Origin of the sequence: Falsiroseomonas frigidaquae (assembly GCF_012163145.1) — a bacterium.
Taxonomy (GTDB): domain Bacteria; phylum Pseudomonadota; class Alphaproteobacteria; order Acetobacterales; family Acetobacteraceae; genus Falsiroseomonas; species Falsiroseomonas frigidaquae.
The window spans coordinates 625,594-642,388 of record NZ_JAAVTX010000004.1; the positions used below are offsets into that span (position 1 = coordinate 625,594).

At 68.9% G+C, this 16,795-nt stretch carries 15 protein-coding genes; 11 read left to right on the forward strand and 4 right to left on the reverse strand.

From position 1 onward, the window contains the following. The first annotated feature begins 110 nt into the window (after nucleotides 1-110). The 7 genes from HB662_RS15685 (at nucleotide 111) to HB662_RS15715 (ending at nucleotide 7,690) form a co-directional block, all read left to right on the forward strand. Nucleotides 111-1,556, forward strand: a complete 1,446-nt coding sequence (locus HB662_RS15685; RefSeq protein WP_168050731.1) for an aldehyde dehydrogenase — start codon at nucleotides 111-113, stop codon at nucleotides 1,554-1,556. Nucleotides 1,557-1,562: 6 nt separating this feature from the next. Beyond that, the gene (locus HB662_RS15690; protein WP_168050732.1) at nucleotides 1,563-2,591 is read left to right on the forward strand and encodes an NAD-dependent epimerase/dehydratase family protein; all 1,029 of its coding nucleotides are present in this window, start codon (nucleotides 1,563-1,565) and stop codon (nucleotides 2,589-2,591) included. An 84-nt stretch (nucleotides 2,592-2,675) separates the two neighbouring features. Then, complete coding sequence (locus HB662_RS15695) at nucleotides 2,676-3,647, forward strand: Bug family tripartite tricarboxylate transporter substrate binding protein (RefSeq protein ID WP_168050733.1); 972 nt, start codon at nucleotides 2,676-2,678, stop codon at nucleotides 3,645-3,647. Nucleotides 3,648-3,657: 10 nt separating this feature from the next. Then, on the forward strand, nucleotides 3,658-4,323 hold the full coding sequence (locus tag HB662_RS15700) for an RraA family protein (protein ID WP_168050734.1): 666 nt from the start codon (nucleotides 3,658-3,660) through the stop codon (nucleotides 4,321-4,323). A gap of 5 nt (nucleotides 4,324-4,328) precedes the next feature. Then, complete coding sequence (locus tag HB662_RS15705) at nucleotides 4,329-5,267, forward strand: NAD(P)-dependent oxidoreductase (RefSeq protein WP_168050735.1); 939 nt, start codon at nucleotides 4,329-4,331, stop codon at nucleotides 5,265-5,267. Then, the gene (locus tag HB662_RS15710; RefSeq protein WP_168050736.1) at nucleotides 5,264-6,688 is read left to right on the forward strand and encodes an FAD-binding oxidoreductase; all 1,425 of its coding nucleotides are present in this window, start codon (nucleotides 5,264-5,266) and stop codon (nucleotides 6,686-6,688) included. The genes HB662_RS15705 and HB662_RS15710 overlap by 4 nt, the downstream gene beginning before the upstream one ends. A 36-nt stretch (nucleotides 6,689-6,724) precedes the next feature. After that, complete coding sequence (locus HB662_RS15715) at nucleotides 6,725-7,690, forward strand: tripartite tricarboxylate transporter substrate binding protein (protein WP_168050737.1); 966 nt, start codon at nucleotides 6,725-6,727, stop codon at nucleotides 7,688-7,690. Nucleotides 7,691-7,834: 144 nt separating this feature from the next. Here HB662_RS15715 and HB662_RS15720 read toward each other — a convergent pair whose 3' ends face one another. Genes HB662_RS15720 through HB662_RS15735 form a run of 4 tightly spaced genes read right to left on the reverse strand, consistent with a single transcriptional unit; the run spans nucleotide 7,835 to nucleotide 12,113 of the window. Beyond that, nucleotides 7,835-9,433: an ABC transporter substrate-binding protein gene (locus HB662_RS15720; RefSeq protein WP_245185650.1), complete on the reverse strand. Its 1,599-nt coding sequence runs from the start codon at nucleotides 9,431-9,433 to the stop codon at nucleotides 7,835-7,837. A 30-nt stretch (nucleotides 9,434-9,463) separates the two neighbouring features. Further along, nucleotides 9,464-10,333: a BKACE family enzyme gene (locus HB662_RS15725; RefSeq protein WP_168050738.1), complete on the reverse strand. Its 870-nt coding sequence runs from the start codon at nucleotides 10,331-10,333 to the stop codon at nucleotides 9,464-9,466. Between the two features lie 47 nt (nucleotides 10,334-10,380). Beyond that, entirely contained in the window at nucleotides 10,381-11,262 is an 882-nt protein-coding gene (locus HB662_RS15730; RefSeq protein WP_168050739.1) for a BKACE family enzyme, read from the reverse strand. A gap of 17 nt (nucleotides 11,263-11,279) precedes the next feature. Next, nucleotides 11,280-12,113 (reverse strand): TIM barrel protein, encoded by an 834-nt coding sequence (locus HB662_RS15735; RefSeq protein WP_168050740.1) that lies wholly within the window; start codon nucleotides 12,111-12,113, stop codon nucleotides 11,280-11,282. 225 nt (nucleotides 12,114-12,338) lie between these two features. On the opposite strand from HB662_RS15735, the gene HB662_RS15740 reads away from it, so the two are divergent. From HB662_RS15740 to HB662_RS15755, 4 genes are all read left to right on the forward strand, one after another. Next, nucleotides 12,339-13,769, forward strand: a complete 1,431-nt coding sequence (locus HB662_RS15740) for an amidase family protein (protein ID WP_168050741.1) — start codon at nucleotides 12,339-12,341, stop codon at nucleotides 13,767-13,769. A gap of 11 nt (nucleotides 13,770-13,780) precedes the next feature. Next, the gene (locus tag HB662_RS15745) at nucleotides 13,781-14,746 is read left to right on the forward strand and encodes a Bug family tripartite tricarboxylate transporter substrate binding protein (RefSeq protein ID WP_168050742.1); all 966 of its coding nucleotides are present in this window, start codon (nucleotides 13,781-13,783) and stop codon (nucleotides 14,744-14,746) included. A gap of 62 nt (nucleotides 14,747-14,808) precedes the next feature. After that, nucleotides 14,809-16,092 carry an amidase gene (locus tag HB662_RS15750; protein WP_168050743.1) on the forward strand — a complete coding sequence of 428 codons (1,284 nt, stop codon included), beginning with the start codon at nucleotides 14,809-14,811 and terminating at the stop codon, nucleotides 16,090-16,092. Continuing rightward, nucleotides 16,079-16,765 (forward strand): GntR family transcriptional regulator, encoded by a 687-nt coding sequence (locus HB662_RS15755; RefSeq protein WP_168050744.1) that lies wholly within the window; start codon nucleotides 16,079-16,081, stop codon nucleotides 16,763-16,765. The genes HB662_RS15750 and HB662_RS15755 overlap by 14 nt, the downstream gene beginning before the upstream one ends. Nucleotides 16,766-16,795 lie beyond the last annotated feature (30 nt).

The window sequence follows — 16,795 nt, forward strand, 5'->3', positions numbered from 1 at the left end:
CCTCTGCATCATTATCGATAATATTGTGACCCATATCACCGACATCGACGGCCTTTGCAAGCCGGGCGGGCCGGCGCAAACCCTCGGGCCAAGCAACCGAGGAACGCCGCATGGATACGCTACCGCCTTCCACCAGAGGGGAGGAGCTCATCAGCAGCGACCCCGCCACGGGCGAGGAGGTGGGCCGCGTTCGCGTCACGACCGCCGGGGAGCTCGACCGCATGGTCGAACGGGCCTGGCACGCCTTCCACAATTCGGGCTGGAAAGCGCTGCTGCCGCACCGCCGCGCCCTGGTGCTGCAGGCCATCGCGGATGGGCTGGTGGCGGAGAAGGAAGCCCTGGCGCGGCTGCAGATGCGCGACAACGGCAAGCCGCTGGCCGAATGCCGCGCCATGGTGGAAAGCGCCATCGGCACCTTCCGCTACTACGCCGGCGTCTGCGAGACGATCGAGACGGATGTGACACCGCCGCGCGGCGACTATGTCTCCTTCACCCTGCTGGAGCCGTTCGGCGTGGTCGCCTGCATCACGCCGTGGAATTCGCCGATCATGAACGATGCCACCAAGGTGGCGCCCGCGCTGGCGGCCGGCAATGCCGTGCTGCTGAAGCCCTCCGAGGATTCGCCGCTGCTGGCGCCGGAACTCGCCCGCATCGCCCGCCAGGCCGGGTTGCCGGAGGGGATGCTGCAGGTGGTGCAGGGCAAGGGCGCGGAGATCGGCGCGGCGCTGGTCGCGCATCCCGGCGTGCGGATGATCTCCTTCACCGGCGGCACCGTGACGGGCCGCGCCATCGGCCGCGTGGCCGGGGAACGCCTGGTGCCGGCGGCGCTGGAGCTGGGCGGCAAGAGCCCGCATGTGGTCTTCGCCGATGCCGATCTCGATCACGCGGTGGCAGCCGTCGTCGCCGGCATCTTCGGCTCCGCCGGCCAGTCCTGCGTCGCCGGGTCGCGCCTGCTCATCGAGGCGTCGGTCTATGACGACGTGCTGCGCCGTGTCGTTGCGCGTGCCGAGACGCTGCGCGTCGCGGCACCGGATGCGGAAGGGGTGGAGATGGGCCCCCTCGCCTCCTTCCACCACCGCGACCGAGTGATCCGCTTCGTCGACCGCGCGCGGGCCGAGGGCGGGCGCATCCTGTGCGGCGGTTGCGTGCCGGACGGCGCGGAGTATGCCCGCGGCGCCTACTACCTGCCGACGGTGATCGATGGCCTCGGCATGGACTCCCTGACCTGCCAGGAGGAGGCCTTCGGACCCGTCCTGGTCGCCCTGCCCTTCAAGGACGAGGCCGACCTCATCGCCCAGGCGAATGACACGGCCTTCGGCCTTGCCTGTGGAATCTGGACCGAGAGCTTCAAGCGGGCCTGGCGCATCGGCCGCGCGCTGGAAGCCGGCTCGGTCTGGATCAACACCTACAAGCAATCCGTCACCACCACGCCCTTCGGCGGCTTCAAGAACAGCGGAATCGGTCGCGAGAAGGGCATCGACGGCCTCCGCCTCTACGCACAGGTGAAGAGCATGTATTTCGGTCTGCATCAGAACCCCATGTCGGTGGCACGGTAGACGGCCATGGCACGCAAGGAATCCGCAGCTGTCCCGGTGAAGGACAGCAAGGTCATGGTCATCGGCGGCGCCAGCCTGGTCGGCTCCGCCACGGTCGAGGAACTGCTGTCGCGCGGCGCGACGCAGGTCGTGATCTACGACAACCTGTCCTTCGACGGCGAAGCCAATATCGCACATCTGAAGGGCGACCCCCGCGTCAAGGTGGTGCAGGGCGACATCCTGAAGCTGCACCAGCTTCTGGCGGCGACCGAGGGCCTGGACGGCATCGTCCACCTCGCCGCCTTCATGACGCTGAACTTCGACCGCGACCCCTGGGGCGGCATCGACGTGAACATCCGCGGCCTGCAGAACGTGCTGGAGGCCTGCCGCGCCAACCGGGTGAAGAAGCTGGTCTTCGCCTCCTCCAACGCCGTCTATGGCTATGGCCACGGCGTGAAGGGCGACCTGGTGGAGGACACCCCCTTCCACGCCGCCGGCGCTCCGCCCGCCGCAATCCTGTACGGCGCCAGCAAGATCATGGGCGAGCAGCTGTGCCGCGACGCCCATCGCAAGCACGGCCAGGATTACGTCGTGCTGCGCTACTCCACCGTCTATGGCGAGCGCCAGCACTACCGCGCGGCCAATGCGCTCTACATCGTCGAGACGCATGATGCCATCAAGCGTGGCGAGCGGCCGAAGGTGATCGGCGACGGCAGCGAGACCAAGCACTTCGTCTATGTCGGCGACCTGGCACGCGCCAATTGCATGGCGCTGGAGGCGCCGGCGACCGATGTCGCCGTCAACACCTCCGGCCCCGCCCCGGTGACGACGCTGGAGCTGGTGACGCTGGTGGCGGAGCTGACCGGCCGCCCCGACCTGAAGGCGGAGCTGGTGCAGCCCGATCCGACCAAGGTGCGCCTGACCTCCGGTGGCGCCTTCACCATCGTCCACAAGGCGGCCAAGGACGCCATCGGCTGGGAGCCGCAGGTGGATATGCGCGAGGGCCTGCGCCGCCTGCTTGCCTGGCGCGACGCATCCCTGACCAACGCGGGCTAGCCACGGCTGGGGCCGGCAGCACGCCCGGCCCCTTCCCCGCGCCTGGCTGCGCGGCGGATTTGTAGAACTGACGAGGAAACGAACATGAAGATCGAACGCCGCAAGCTCGGCCTGCTGGCCGCTGCCGCCCTGCTGCCCGCCACGGCACACGCCCAACCGGCCTATCCTTCCCGCGTCGTGCGGATCGTGGTGCCCTATCCTGCCGGTGGCGCCACCGACGTGATCGCACGCATGATCGGCGAGAAGCTGACCGCGCAATGGGGCCAGCCGGTGGTGATCGAGAACCGTGCAGGCGCTGGCGCGACGCTCGGCGCCGAGCTCGTCTCGCGCGCGGAACCCGATGGCTACACGCTGTTCGAGACGACCAGCGCCCACACCATCAGCCGCAGCCTGTATCGCAACCTGACCTATGATCCGGTCCGCGACTTCACCGCCATCACGCTCACTGCGATCGTCCCGCTGGTGCTGGTGGTGCCCCGTCGCGTGGCGGCCAACGACCTGCAGGCCTTCATCGCCTGGGGCAAGGCGCAGCGTCAGGGCGTCACCTTCGGCACCACCGGCAACGGCACCGCGCAGCACCTGACGGCCGCGCTGTTCAAGCTGAAGGCGGATGTGGCAGGCGAATTCGTGCCCTATCGCGGCGACGCGCCGCTGAACACGGACCTGCTGGCCGGGCTGGTCGATGCTTCCTTCTCCACCCTCTCCGCCGTGCTGCCCTATATCCGCAGCGGCGAGCTGAAGGCGATTGCGCTGGCCCATAGCCGGCGGATGGAGGCCATCCCGAATGTGCCGACCTTCGCCGAGGCCGGCATGACGGATTTCGAGGCCGCCACTTGGTTCGGCACCTTCGCCCCGCGCGGCCTGCCGAACGAGATGCGCGAGAAGATCGCCCGCGACATCAGCGCCATCGTGGCGGACCCCGCCTTCACCCAGCGCCTGGTCGAGATGGGCGGCGACGTCACCAACTATCCGCCCGCGCGCTTCGACCAGTTCATCGCCGCCGAGACGGCACGCTGGGCCGAGGCCGTGCGCGTCTCCGGCGCCACCATCAACTGAGGGCCGCGCCATGACCGAGACCGAGACCGCCCTCCTCGCCCGCTGCCGTGCCATCCCCGTCAGTACCTGGTCCGATGCGCTGGACCAGCTGGATGTCTGGGGCGTGGTGCAGGGCATTCCGCTGCAATCCGGCAGCGGCCGCATCTGCGGCTTCGCCACCACGGCGCGCCAGATGCCAGGCCGGTTGCATGAATTCGAGAAGGCGGAATTCGCGGTGGGGCGCCTGGTCTCGGCGGCCGCCCCCGGCCGCGTGCTGATGGTGGATGTCGGCGGCGAGCCGATCTCCACCATGGGCGGGCTTGCCGCCTATGGCGCGAAGCAGCTCGGCGCGGAAGGCGTGGTGATCGATGGCGCCTGCCGCGACGTGGACGAGATCCGGAACACCGGTCTCTGGCTGGCCAGCCGCTGGGTGGCGCCCACCACGGGCAAGGGCCGCCTGCGCCTGCTGCCACTGGGCGGGCCGGTGACGATCGGCGGCATCGCCGTGCAGCAGGACGACCTGGTGGTCGGCGATGAGACCGGCATCGTCGTGGTGCCGCGCCAGAAGCTGGAGGCCGCGCTGCCGCTGGCGGAGAAGCTGATGGCGGCCGACCAGGCGGTGGAGGACCGTATGAAGGCCGGCGAGAGCTTCGCCGAGGCCGGCCGGGCCACCGGCTACCTGACGCCGAAGGGCTGACCGGCGTGACCGCGGGCGTCGTGCTGCAAGCCGCGCCGATCGGCCCCCTGGCCGACCGGCTGCTGCGGGAGGAGCTGGGTGCGGTGCGGCTGTGGGACCAGCCGCCCGGCTGGCTCGCCGCACAGGGCGCCTCCGTCCGGCTGCTCGCGACCAGCGTGCGGCAGGGCTGCGACGCGGCGATGCTCGCGGCGCTGCCCAATCTGCGCGCGGTGTCGAGCTGGGGTGTCGGCTACGACACGCTGGATGTCGCCGCGGCCCATGCCCGCGGCATCCAGGTGGCCAATACCCCGGATGTGCTGGATGACTGCGTCGCCGATCTCGCCTGGGGCCTGCTGATCGCGACGGCACGGCGCATCCCGGCCGCCGATCGCCATGTAAGCGCTGGCGAGTGGACCACGCTGGGCTCCTTCCCGCTGGCGACACGCGTTTCCGGCAAGCGGCTGGGCATTCTCGGCCTCGGCCGCATCGGCCAGGCGATCGCCCGCCGCGGCGAAGGCTTCGCCATGGAGGTTCGCTACCACGGCCGCCGTCCGAAGGATGTGCCGTATCGCTTCGAACCGTCCCTGCCGGCGCTCGCGGCATGGTGCGACATGCTGGTGGTGGCCTGCGGTGGCGGGCCGGAGACGCATCACCTGGTCTCGGCGGAGGTTCTCGCCGCGCTGGGGCCGCGCGGCATCCTGGTGAATATCGGCCGCGGCTCCGTGGTGGACCAGCAGGCGCTGGTCGCCGCGCTGGAAGGCGGGGTGATCGGCGGCGCCGGGCTGGACGTGCTGCAGGGTGAGCCCGGCGCCCCGGCCGCGCTGCGCGAGCGCGACGAGGTCGTCATCACCCCGCATATCGGCAGCGCAACGATCGAGACGCGGGAGGCGATGGAGCGGCTGGTAGTGGACAACCTCCTCGCCTTCCTGCGCGACGGCCGCGTGCTGACGCCGGTGCAGGCATGAACGATGCGCTGCAGGATGAGCTGGCCGCGCTGCTCGGCACCGCCCATGTGCTGACCGGTGATGCCGCCACGCCCTACCTGACCGACTGGCGCAAGCTGGTGCAGGGCCGCGCGCGCCTGGTCGCCCGGCCCGGCAGCACGGAGGAGGTCGCGGCCGTGATGCGCGCCTGCGCCGCGCGCGGCGTGCCGGTGGTGCCGCAGGGTGGCAATACCGGCCAGGTCGCGGGCGGCGTGCCGGGGCCGGAGGGGGATGCGGTGCTGCTCTCCCTCGCGCGGATGAATCGGGTGCGCGCCATCGACGCGCAGAACGATACCATCACGGTGGAAGCCGGCTGCATCCTGCAGGCGCTGCAACAGGCAGCGCGCGAGGCCGGCCGGCTATTTCCGCTGTCGCTCGGCGCCGAAGGCAGTTGCATGATCGGCGGCAACCTCGCCAGCAATGCCGGCGGCACCCAGGTGCTGCGCTACGGCAATGCGCGCGAATTGTGCCTCGGCCTGGAGGTGGTGCTGGCCGATGGCGAGGTGTGGCACGGGCTGCGCGGCCTGCGGAAGGACAATGGCGGCTACGACCTGCGCGACCTGTTCATCGGCAGCGAGGGCACGCTGGGCATCATCACCGCGGCGACGCTGAAGCTGTTTCCCCTGCCCGCGGCGCGCTGCACCGCCTTCGCGGCGCTGGCCGGCATCCAGGATGCCGGCCGCTTCCTGGCGCGATGCCGCGCCGGGCTGCATGCCGTGCTGACGGGCTTCGAACTGATCTCCGGCGACTGCCTGCGGCTGGTGACCCGCACCTACCCACAGCAGCGCGCCCCCCTCGCCACGCTTGACGCCCCCTGGTACGTGCTGCTGGAGACCAGCGATTCTGAGGATGAGGCGCAGGCCCTCGCGCGGCTGGAGGCGGTTCTGGCCACGGCGCTGGAGGCCGGCGAGATCGGCGACGTCGCGCTGGCGCAGAGCAGCGCCCAGGCGCGCGCCATGTGGCAGCTGCGGGAGAGCATCACCCTTGCCCTGGCGGAGGACGGCAAGTGCATCAAGCACGATGTCTCCCTGCCCGTCTCCGCCATCCCGTCCTTCGTCGAAGGCTGCGACGCGGCGCTGCGGCGGGCATTCCCGGGCGTGCGCAACTTCACCTTCGGCCATCTCGGCGACGGCAACCTGCACTACAACGTGGCGCGGCCCGAGGGGCTGGACGATGCGGCGCTGCACGCCATGCAGCCGGGCCTGTCGCGCCTCGTGCATGATGCGGTGCATGCGCTCGGCGGATCGATCAGTGCGGAACAGGGTATCGGGCGCATCCGGACCGAGGACCTGCTGCGCTACAAGCCCGCCGTCGAATTGCGCCTGATGCGGGCGATCAAGCAGGCGATCGATCCGCGCGGCCTGTTGAATCCGGGCGTGCTGCTACAGCCCCCGCCCCTCTGACTCTCTCGCCCCTGCAACAACGAGGAACGTCTCCCCATGTCACGCCCGATCACACGCCGCGCCCTGGCCGCCTGGGCCGCCCTGCCGCTGGCCAGCCCCGCTTTGGCGCAGGCACGCTGGCCGGACCGGCCGATCGAGATCGTCGTCGGCTTCGCCGCCGGCGGCGGCACCGACATCACCGCCCGCACCTTCGCGCGCTTCCTGCAGGATGCGCTTGGCGGCTCCGTAGTGGTGAACAACCGCCCCGGCGCCTCCGGTGAGATCGCGCTCGCCGCCGTCGCGCGGGCGCGGCCGGATGGCCATGTGCTCGGCATCACCAACATGCCGGGCCTCGTCACCCTGCCGATCGAGCGGCCGACGCCGCAGTTCAAGCTGGACGACTTCGCCTATGTGGCAAACCTCGTCTCGGATCCCTCCGCCTTCAGCGTGCTGGAGCAGAGCCCGATCCGCAGCATCCAGGACCTGATCGAGACGGCACGCCGCGCGCCGGAGACGGTAACCTTCGGCTCCACCGGCATCGGCACGGATGACCATCTGGCGCTGGTGCTGTTCCAGGCTGCCTCGCGCGCGCGCCTGGTGCATGTGGCCTTCCAGGGCGCCGGCCCGCTGCGCACGGCCATGCTGGGCCGGCAGCTCGACGTGGCGGGGCTGAATGTGGGCGAGGTCGCCAGCACCGCGAATGGCCTGCGCATGATCGCGCAGGGCGGCGCCACGCGCTCGCCCTTCGCGCAAGGCGTGCCCACGCTGCGCGAGGCCGGCGTGGACGTGACCATGGGCTCCGAGCGGGGCATCGTCACCGCCCGCGGCACGCCGCCCGAGATCCTGGCCCGGCTGCGGGAGGCGACGGCGCGCATCGTGCAGGACGCCGCCTTCCGTCAGCAGGTCCAGGCGCAGTTCACGGAGATGGATTACCTGGACGGCCCTGCCTGGCGCGCCCGCCTGGACGAGGCCGACCGCCGATTCCGCAACCTGTGGCAGACGCAGCCCTGGTCGGAGCGGTAGGCGCTTCAGCCGGCCGCGCGGCGCTCCGCCTCCTTGGAAGGAAGCCAACCCGCATCGCAGGTGGGCCCCGGACAGGGGAAGTCGGCCAGTCGTCGTGGCGCGCGCCGCCCACCGAGCGTGGTGGAGCGGCGCGTCGCAGTCTGATCAATCGGCTGGACGCACGCTCGTGGCCAGCGTCCACTCATCCGCCCGCGCGGTGTGCTGCAACCCCGCCCGCACCCCCCACAGATTCACCTGATGGTGCATCGGCACGAGGCCGACATCGCGCATGGCGACCTCGGTGGCTTGGATGAAGATCTGCCGACGCGCTTCGTCATCGAGGGTCGCCAGTCCCTGCGCCACCAGCCGGTCGACTTCCGGATTCGAGTAGCGCGACCGGTTGGAAGCACCTTGTCCCGTCGCGCGGTTATAGGTGGCGAGCAGCGATCCGAGCGGCGAGGAGGGTTCGGCGGTATCGATCCCCCAGCCACCGAAAAGCATCGAGTAGTCCTGCCGGCTGGCGGCGGTGATCCAGGTGGAGAAGGGCAGCGCCTGCACCTCCGTCTGGATGCCGATGCGTGTCAGCATCTGGCCGATTGCCTGGCAGATGCGCTCGTCATTCACGTAGCGGTTGTTGGAGCAGTGGATGGTGAGGTTGAAGCCATTCGGGAAGCCGGCCTCCGTGAGCAGGCGACGGGCGCCCGCCGGGTCGTAGGCCGGGACCGGCAGCGTTGGCGTCCAGCCGAACCAGTCGCGCGGCATGACCTGGCCAGTCGCCTCCGCCGCACCATCCATGACACGGGAGACGATGGCGTCTCGGTTCATCGCCAGGCTCACCGCCTGCCGCACCCGCAGGTCGCGGAACGGATTCTGCGCCATCGGCTGGCCCTGCCGGTCGCGCACGAAGGGAGAGGCCCGATCGAGGTGATCGACGAAAACATACATGTTGCGGTTCGAGATGGCGCGGCTGACGCGGAAGCGCGTATCCCGCTCCACGCGTGCAATATCGCTGGTCGGTAGCGCGTCGATCAGGTCAACGTCGCCGGACAGCAGCGCGGCGACGCGCGATGCGGCGCTCCGCATGAAACGTGTGGTCACCGTGGCCCAGGGCTGCGCGCCACCCCAGTAGTCGGGGTTGCGTTCCATCACGATGCTTTCGCCCTGGCGCCATGACACAAAGCGATAGGGCCCGGTGCCGATCATCGCCTTGCCGCTATTGTAGTCAGCGGTGCTCGCTCCCTCGCCATGCTTGCGGGAGACGATGCCGAAGGTGCTGAGGTAGACTGGCATCAGCGGGAATACGCCGTTGGTGCGGAAGCGGATGGTGTGGGCATCCACCACCGTGGTCTCCGCGATCTGGCGCAGATACAGCCCGAAGGAGGAGGGGCTGTTCGGCACGGATGGCGCGCGCTGTACGGTGAAGGCGACGTCGTCCGCCGTGAAGGGCGACCCGTCGTGCCAGGTCACGCCCTGCCGCAGCTTGAACTCCCAGGTCGTATCATCAATGGCGCGCCAGGACTCGGCAAGGCCCGGCTGCAGGCGCTGCTGCGCATCCTGCAGGATCAGCGGATCGAAGAAATGCGCAGACACCGCCTTGTTCGGCGCCAGGTTGTGGAAGTGCGGATCTGTCGAGGTGATGTCCGCCTCAACCGCGATACGTAGCGCCGGTGCCGTCTGGGCCCGCGGGCTGGCGCCCAGCGGATGCAGGGACATGAGCAGCGCGAAGGCGGCCAACAAGCTGCGACGTGGGTGTGGTGCGGGCATCCTCGGTTCGCTCCTAGATGATGGGATTGTTCAGCCGGGCGGCATGCGCAGCAATTCGCGCGCATCCGCAGATGTCGCGACCTCGCGCGCCATGTCGCGCGACATGCGGGCGATACGGTGCACGATGTCGGCGTTGGTCGGGCAGCCGAGTTCCGGGTAGTGGTAGTCACCCAGCCCCGGCGCGACATGACCACCCTCCGCGATCGCCATGGCGGCACAGGGGAAGATGTTGGCATGCTTGGTACAGACCGCCCATTGGATGCTCTCATCCTTGGGAATGGCGTGCAGGAAGGCGGCGAGGCCCGCCGGCGTCGCCTCATGCCCGGCCAGCCGGCCACCACCGCAGAGTGGGATCTTCGCCAGCGCGGGATTGTCCAGCAGCCCCATCTCGATGAAGGCGGCGGTGGCGCGCATGAAGGCGACGGTCCAGACGCCGACGCTGGGCTTCACGCCCAGTTCCTTCATGGTGCGGGCGAAGAACATGCAGCTTTCGATGCTGTTCTGATAGACCTTGTCGGTCGTCTCCCACCGCTTCTCGGCCGGGTTGTACCGATCCATGTTGGTGCTGCCGATATCGATCGTCGCTATGTCTGGCTTGGACGCCGCGACATGCTTCACCCGGTCCTCCGCCTCGCCTTCCAGATACACATTGCCCAACGTGGTGTGGATCAGGATGTCGCTGCGCGCCCGGATCTCCTTCGTGATCTCGGCGTAGAGTTCCGGACTGTGGCTGCGCTCGCCATTCGGGCCGCGCGCATGGACATGCACGATCGAGGCACCGGCCTCGCGGCATTTCGCGGCGTCCTCGGCGATCTCGCGCGGCGAATAGGGGATGTGCGGGTTGGGCCCGCGCTTCTCCCACTCGTTCAGGCGCACGTTGATGATGAGCTTCTTCGTCATGGTCACCTCGAAGGATAAGCAAGCGGCGTGCCGCGTGCCGGGAAGAGTCAGGCGCGAATGCCGAGCATGGCGCGGGTCTCGGCCGGGGTTGCGGGTTCCCGTCCGAAGCCACGGGCGAGGCCGGCGAAGAAGCGCACCAGCTCCGCATTGCTGGGGCAGCCGAGTTCCGGATAGGGATAGTCGCCGATGCCGGGCGAGAGGTGCCCGCCGCGCTCCAGCGCAACCGCAGCGGCCGGCAGCAGATTTCCCTCCTTGCAGGTCACCGTCCATTCGATGCGCCGGTTCGGCGGCAGCACATCGAGGAAGGCGAGCGTGCTGGCGATGGTGCAGGGATGCCCGCCGACGATGCCGCCCTCGCAGAAGGCGAATTGCACATAGGCAGGTTCCTGGAATACGCCCATGTCCATCAGCGCATCCGCCGCGCGCAGGAAGGGAATGGCCCAGCAGGTCAGGTGCGGCTTGACCCCGACCTTGTCCATCTCCGAGGCCAGGTACATGCAGGTCGACATGGTGTTGACATAGGTCTTGTCGGTGGTCGTGAAGCGCTTCGCCTGTGCGTCGTACACATCGATATTGGTACTGCCGACGTCGATCGCCGCCATGTCCGCGCGATTGGCCGGGCTACCCTGCATGCGGGCAATATGCGCAGCGCGCGCGGCGTCGCCCTTGATCGTGTTCTGGCCCAGCGTACAGTCGATCAGGATGTCACTGCGGGCGCGGATGGCGCGGATGATCTCGAGATACATCTCCGGATCATGGCTTGGCGAGCCGTCCGGGTTGCGCGCGTGAAAATGTACGATGGAAGCACCTTCCGCGGCGCAGGCGGCAGCGGTCTCGGCGATCTCCGTCGGCGTGAAGGGGATGTGTGGATTGCGGTCGCGCGGCGCATATTCGTTGATGCGCGCCATGATGATGACCTTCTTGGCCATGGCCCGGTTCCTCCCCTTCAAGCCTTCGCAATACCGGCGCGAACTGCGCGCTCGGCCAGCTCATCGCGCCCCTCGCGCATTTCCTCGATGGTGCCGTAGGCCAGCATGTAGTGGCCGCGGTAGCCGGCGCCCTCGATCAGCGCGAAGGTTGCTTCGAAGTCGACCGTGCCATCTCCCGGCTTGAGATGTTCCTCCTTGCCGCCGCGATTGTCAGCGAGGCGTACCTCCTCCATGCGGGCAGGGCCGAAGGCTTCGAAGAAGCCGTCGATGCCGACAGGCAGCATGTGGGCGTGATTGGCCGTGAAGGTCCAGCCGATGGTGGCCGGGTCCAGGCGATCGAAGTAGTAGCGGCATTCCTCAACATCGCTGGCAAGGTAGCGAACCTCGGCATCGGCAGGTTCTGGATTCATGTTCTCCAGCAGCAACCGGATTCCGCGTGACTTGGCGTAGTCGCCAAGCCACTGCAGGCGCTCCACGCCCTTCGCCATACGGCGTTCATAGTCCCCGGTGAAATGGAACCCGCCATGCATGACGATCCAGCCGGCGCCGAGTGGCCCTGCGAGATCGATGTAGCGCCGCAGATACTCATCCACCGCCTCGCTCAGGAAAGGGGCGGTCTCAGCCGCATTCACCGCGGACAGCGTATGCAGGCCAAGCTGGATGCCAGCCGCCTCCGTGGAACGGCGGACGCCGGCGATGCGCTCCGCGTCGAAGCTGGCGAAGACATTGCCGGTGTCGCCGAGGCGGACGTCGATCACGCTGACGCCGGATGCGGCGGACCAGGCGACGGCGTCCTCGATCGGCAGCCGGGCGCCGAAGTCGATGCCGATGCGGTCCCTGAAGCCTGTCACGATGGCTCTGCCCCTCAAGTGATTGTTGACGATCCTGAGGGAAGCCCCAGCAGGGCCACCCTGTCAATGCGAGATTGCCGCGTAAAACGGCACATCCTGCCCGGAAAAGGCGCCGTGCCATACAAGCGGCGTATCAGCTATCGTCTTTGGTTGTTGACAAGATGATGCTTTGGGATTGCGATGCATCAGAAGCGCCCACAGGGGCCAACCAGGCCGGAGACCCGCGTGAACGACCCGCACGACACCCCGCTGCCCGTTGCTCCGCTCGCCCCCCAGGCCCCCGGACGCCGGATTGCCTACGACCCGGCACACCCCCTCGCGCGCCCCTTCGTGCCGAACGGTGCCGCCTTTCGCGCTGGCCGCAATTCTCCCCGCGCCTTCCTCGAGGAGCGACTGGCCACGATCGAGCGGGATGAACCCGCGATCGCCGCCTTCGTCACGCATGACCTGGAAGCGGCGCGCCGCGCGGCCGATGCATCGATGGCTCGATGGCAGGGGGGCCAGCCACTTTCGCCGATCGATGGCATGCCGCTGGTCGTCAAGGACATGATCGAGACCATCGACCTGCCGACGCAGATGAACAGCCCGATCTTCCGGGGCTTCCAGGCGCGGCGCGATGCCGCATGCGTGCGGGCGCTTCGCCAGGCGGGCGCCGTCATCATCGGCAAGACCGTGACAACCGAATTCGCCTGCAGCAACTCGGGACCGACGCGCAACCCGTATGACAGCAGCCGCACGCCTGGCGGATCATCCTCGGGCTCCGCCGCCGCGGTGGGCGCCGGCATGGCCTCGCTCGGCCTTGGTACGCAGACACACGGCTCCACCATCCGTCCCGCCGGTTACTGTGGCGCCTATGCGCTGAAGCCCACGCACGGCGCGCTGCATGTCGGTGGCCTGGCACCGCTGGCGCCAACGCTGGACCATCTCGGCGTGATCGGCGCCAGCCTGGAGGATGTCTGGGCCGGGGCCCGCGCCATCGCCCGCTTCGCGGGCGGCACGCCACCGCAGCCTGCCCTGGCCGGGCCTGACGAAGCCCCACCCGCACGGGCGCCGCGAACCCTGGTGCGGCTGGACACGCTTGGCTGGCAGGAGACGCCACCCTCGTCCCAGGCAGCCTTCGAGGTCGCCATCGAGGCCCTTGCGCGCGGCGGCGTGCGCATCCTGACAGCCGAGAATGATCCCACGACCGCGGCGCTGGAGCGGGCGCTGCGCGGGATCAACGAATTCGCCAATGACTTGTTGGCCTGGGAGGCGCAATGGCCGCTGCGGGCCTATCGCGCCCATGGCGCCGACATGGTCGGCGAGCGCATCCATAACCTGCTGGCACGCGCCGACGGGATGGATGAAGCGCGCTATGTCCGCGCCTTGTCCGACCGTACGAAGCTGCGCGCTCGGCTGGCGGATTTCGCGGGCCGCGTCGATGGCTTCGTGATGCTCTGTTCATCCGGCCCCGCCATCCAGGACCACGCCTTCACCGGATCGCGTAGCTACGCGCTGCCCTGGACCTTGTTCGGCGCACCCGCCTACGCGTTGCCACTGCTGGTCGCGGATGAATTGCCGCTGGGCCTGCAGGTCGCCGGCTTTGCCGGACAGGATGCGGAAACCTGCGCCATAGCCGCGTGGGTGCGCGATACGCTGCTGCCACACGTCCGATAGGAGTGAAGACCATGCGTCGCCGACACCTGCTGGCCAGCCTCCCCGCACTGCTCGCAAGCCCCGCCGTGCTTGCGCAGGGCACCTTCCCCAACCGGCCGATCCGCTTCCTGGTCGGCTTCCCGCCCGGCGGCACGACGGATATCGCGGCGCGGTTGATGGCGCCGAAGATGCAGGCGCTGCTGGGCCAGCCGGTGGTGGTGGAGAATCGTGCCGGCGCCCATGGCAACATCGCCTCCGAGCATGTCGTGCGCTCGGCGCCCGATGGGCACACCATCCTGATGGGAACGATCGGTGGTCTCTCGATCAACCCGATCCTGTACGGTAATCTGAGCTTCGACCCGCAGACCGACCTCACCCCGGTCACGCGTGTCGGCATGATCGTCAATGTGCTGGCCATCCCGGCGGACCGCCCTTGGCGCAACGTCCAGGACGTGATCGCCGCAGCGAAGCAGCGGCCGTTGAACTACGGATCCTCCGGCTCTGGCGGCGCGGGTCACCTGGCGGGCGAGCAGCTCAACCTGATGGCTGGGGTTCGAAACGTGCATGTGCCGTATCGCGGCGGCGCGCCGCTGGTGACGGATCTGGTGACAGGTCAGATCGACTTCGCCTTCACTCCCGCCTCCGGCGCCAAGGGGCTGGCCGAAAGCGGCCGACTGCGGATGCTGGCGGTCTCCACCAAGGCGCGCAGCCCGCTGCTGCCGGATATCGCCGCCGTCTCGGAAACCGCCGGGCTGGGTGAGTTCGACATGCAGGACTGGAGCGGCCTGATGGCTCCGCGCGCACTGCCTGCACCGATCCTGTCGGCGCTGCATGGCGCGGCGACCGCGGCGCTGCGGGATCCGGAACTGGTCGCGGCCCTCGGCGCGCGCGCCATCCAGGCGACGCCCTCCTCGCCAGACGAGCTGGGCGCTTTCATCAAGGCGGAAACGGCGAAATGGACGCCGATCGTGCGGGCCTCCGGCGCCACGCCCGGCTGAACGATGCTTGAAGTGGCTGCGCCAAGGCGGTAGCAGCCTCCGAAACCAGGGGTAGTTGGCCGATGACGGCGCCGAGACTGAATGAGCTGACGGCGACCGAGGTCGCGCATCGCGTGGCACGTGGCGAAACAACCGCGCGTGCCGTCATCGAGGCCTGCCTGGAGCAGGTGGCGCGTCGAGAGGCGGAGGTGATGGCCTTCGCGCATCTCGACGCCGAAGGAGCCCGCGCCGCCGCCGACGCCACGGACCGGCACGGTGCCACCATGCCCTTGGCTGGTGCTGGCCTCGGCGTGAAGGACATCATCGATACGGCGGATATGCCGACAGGCTATGGCTCGCCGATCCATCAGGGGCATCAGCCCTCCGCCGATGCGGCCTGCGTCGCCTTGGCGCGCAAGGCCGGCGCCACCGTGCTGGGCAAGACGGTGACCACCGAGTTCGCCAACATCCATCCCGGGCCGACGCGCAATCCGCATGATGCGACGCGCACGCCAGGGGGATCCTCCTCCGGCTCCGCTGCCGCCGTCGCCGCGATGATGCTGCCGTTGGCGCTGGGCACGCAGACCACCTCCTCCACAATCCGCCCTGCATCTTTCTGCGGCGTGGTGGGCTTCGTGCCGAGCCTGGGCGAGATCCCGCTCTCGGGCGTGCGCACCGCCGCGCAATCCTTCGACCGCATCGGCGTCTTCGCACGCTCCGTCGCGGATATCGCATCGGCCTTCGACGCGCTGCGCGGCTTGGCCGCGTCCGCGGCGCCGGAGCCTTTTGCGCCGCGCATCGGCTACTGCCGCGGCCATCTGGCGGAGCGGATGGATGCCGGAACGGCGGAACGGATGGACGCGCTCGCGCTGCATCTGTCGCGAGCCGGTGCGAATGTCTCGGATGTGTCCGTCGGTCCGACCTTTGTGGGCCTTTCGCAGACGCACCAGGCGATCTCCAGCTTCGAGTTCCTCCGCAACTTCACCTACGAGATCGAGCACCACTGGTCGCGTATCAGCACCACACTGCGCGAAGGTCGCATCGCCCATGGCCGCGCCTGCAGCCACGCGGAGTATCGGGCAGCCCTGCAGCAGGCGATCGAGGCGCGCGCTGCGATCGGTGCATTGTTCGAAGGCCGCGACGTGCTGTTGGCCGCCGCCGCGGCCGGCGAGGCTCCGCAAGGTAGCGCGACCGGCGATTTCCAGTTCTGCGCCATCTGGACCGTCCTTGGATTGCCAGCGCTTTCCCTGCCTCTGATGAGCGGGCCGCACGGACTCCCGATCGGCGCGCAGTTGCTGGCCCGACCCGGTGACGAGGCCAAGCTGTTGGCCGCGGCGGAATGGATGATGCGCCATGGCATTGGATGAGGCGCCGGCGCTCGGCCTGGTGCCGCAGACCCATGCCGACCGCGCTTTCGCCAGCATCGAGCATGCCATTGTCACGGGGGAGTTCCAGCCTGGCAGCCGGCTGGGGGAGGAGACGCTGGCGGCGCGCTACGGCATCAGTCGCGGGCCGTTGCGGGAAGCGCTTCGGCGGCTCGAAGGCCGCGGCCTGGTGGTGCGGCTGCCACATGCGGGCGTCCGCGTGGTGGCGCTCGACCGGCAGGACCTGATCGAGCTCTATGAGATCCGCGCCAATCTCGAAGGCCTGGCGTGCCGCCTGGCCGCACAACGCGCGACGGAGGCGGAGATCGCGGCGCTGGAGGCCCTGCTGCATGAGCATGCGGCGGATGCGCGCGTGCGCTCAGGCGAGTCCTACTTCCAGGAGCACGGCGCCTTCGACTTTCACTTTGCCGTGGCGGCGCTGTCCAAATCCCGCAGGCTGGAGCAGCTCCTGTGCCACGACCACTATTCGTTGACGCGCCTTTTCCGCTTCCACACCAGCCACAAGCCGGATCGGGCGCTGCGTGCCTATGATGATCACCTTCGGATCTCGGCTGCCTTGCGCGACCGGGATGGCGAATTGGCCGAGATGCTGATGCGCAGGCATGTGGAAGCAGCCCGGCGGGAATTGGAGGCGATGGGCCTGCCAGGGCAATGACTATTGAGGCGGCAGCGGAGCAGTTGGCCC

Bases quoted from the DNA above. Each gene is read 5' to 3' on its own strand.
- HB662_RS15685 (WP_168050731.1), top strand. From the start codon at position 111: ATGGATACGCTACCGCCTTCCACCAGAGGGGAGGAGCTCATCAGCAGC.
- HB662_RS15690 (WP_168050732.1), top strand. From the start codon at position 1,563: ATGGCACGCAAGGAATCCGCAGCTGTCCCGGTGAAGGACAGCAAGGTC.
- HB662_RS15695 (WP_168050733.1), top strand. From the start codon at position 2,676: ATGAAGATCGAACGCCGCAAGCTCGGCCTGCTGGCCGCTGCCGCCCTG.
- HB662_RS15700 (WP_168050734.1), top strand. From the start codon at position 3,658: ATGACCGAGACCGAGACCGCCCTCCTCGCCCGCTGCCGTGCCATCCCC.
- HB662_RS15710 (WP_168050736.1), top strand. From the start codon at position 5,264: ATGAACGATGCGCTGCAGGATGAGCTGGCCGCGCTGCTCGGCACCGCC.
- HB662_RS15715 (WP_168050737.1), top strand. From the start codon at position 6,725: ATGTCACGCCCGATCACACGCCGCGCCCTGGCCGCCTGGGCCGCCCTG.
- HB662_RS15720 (WP_245185650.1), bottom strand. From the start codon at position 9,433: ATGCCCGCACCACACCCACGTCGCAGCTTGTTGGCCGCCTTCGCGCTG.
- HB662_RS15725 (WP_168050738.1), bottom strand. From the start codon at position 10,333: ATGACGAAGAAGCTCATCATCAACGTGCGCCTGAACGAGTGGGAGAAG.
- HB662_RS15730 (WP_168050739.1), bottom strand. From the start codon at position 11,262: ATGGCCAAGAAGGTCATCATCATGGCGCGCATCAACGAATATGCGCCG.
- HB662_RS15745 (WP_168050742.1), top strand. From the start codon at position 13,781: ATGCGTCGCCGACACCTGCTGGCCAGCCTCCCCGCACTGCTCGCAAGC.
- HB662_RS15750 (WP_168050743.1), top strand. From the start codon at position 14,809: ATGACGGCGCCGAGACTGAATGAGCTGACGGCGACCGAGGTCGCGCAT.
- HB662_RS15755 (WP_168050744.1), top strand. From the start codon at position 16,079: ATGGCATTGGATGAGGCGCCGGCGCTCGGCCTGGTGCCGCAGACCCAT.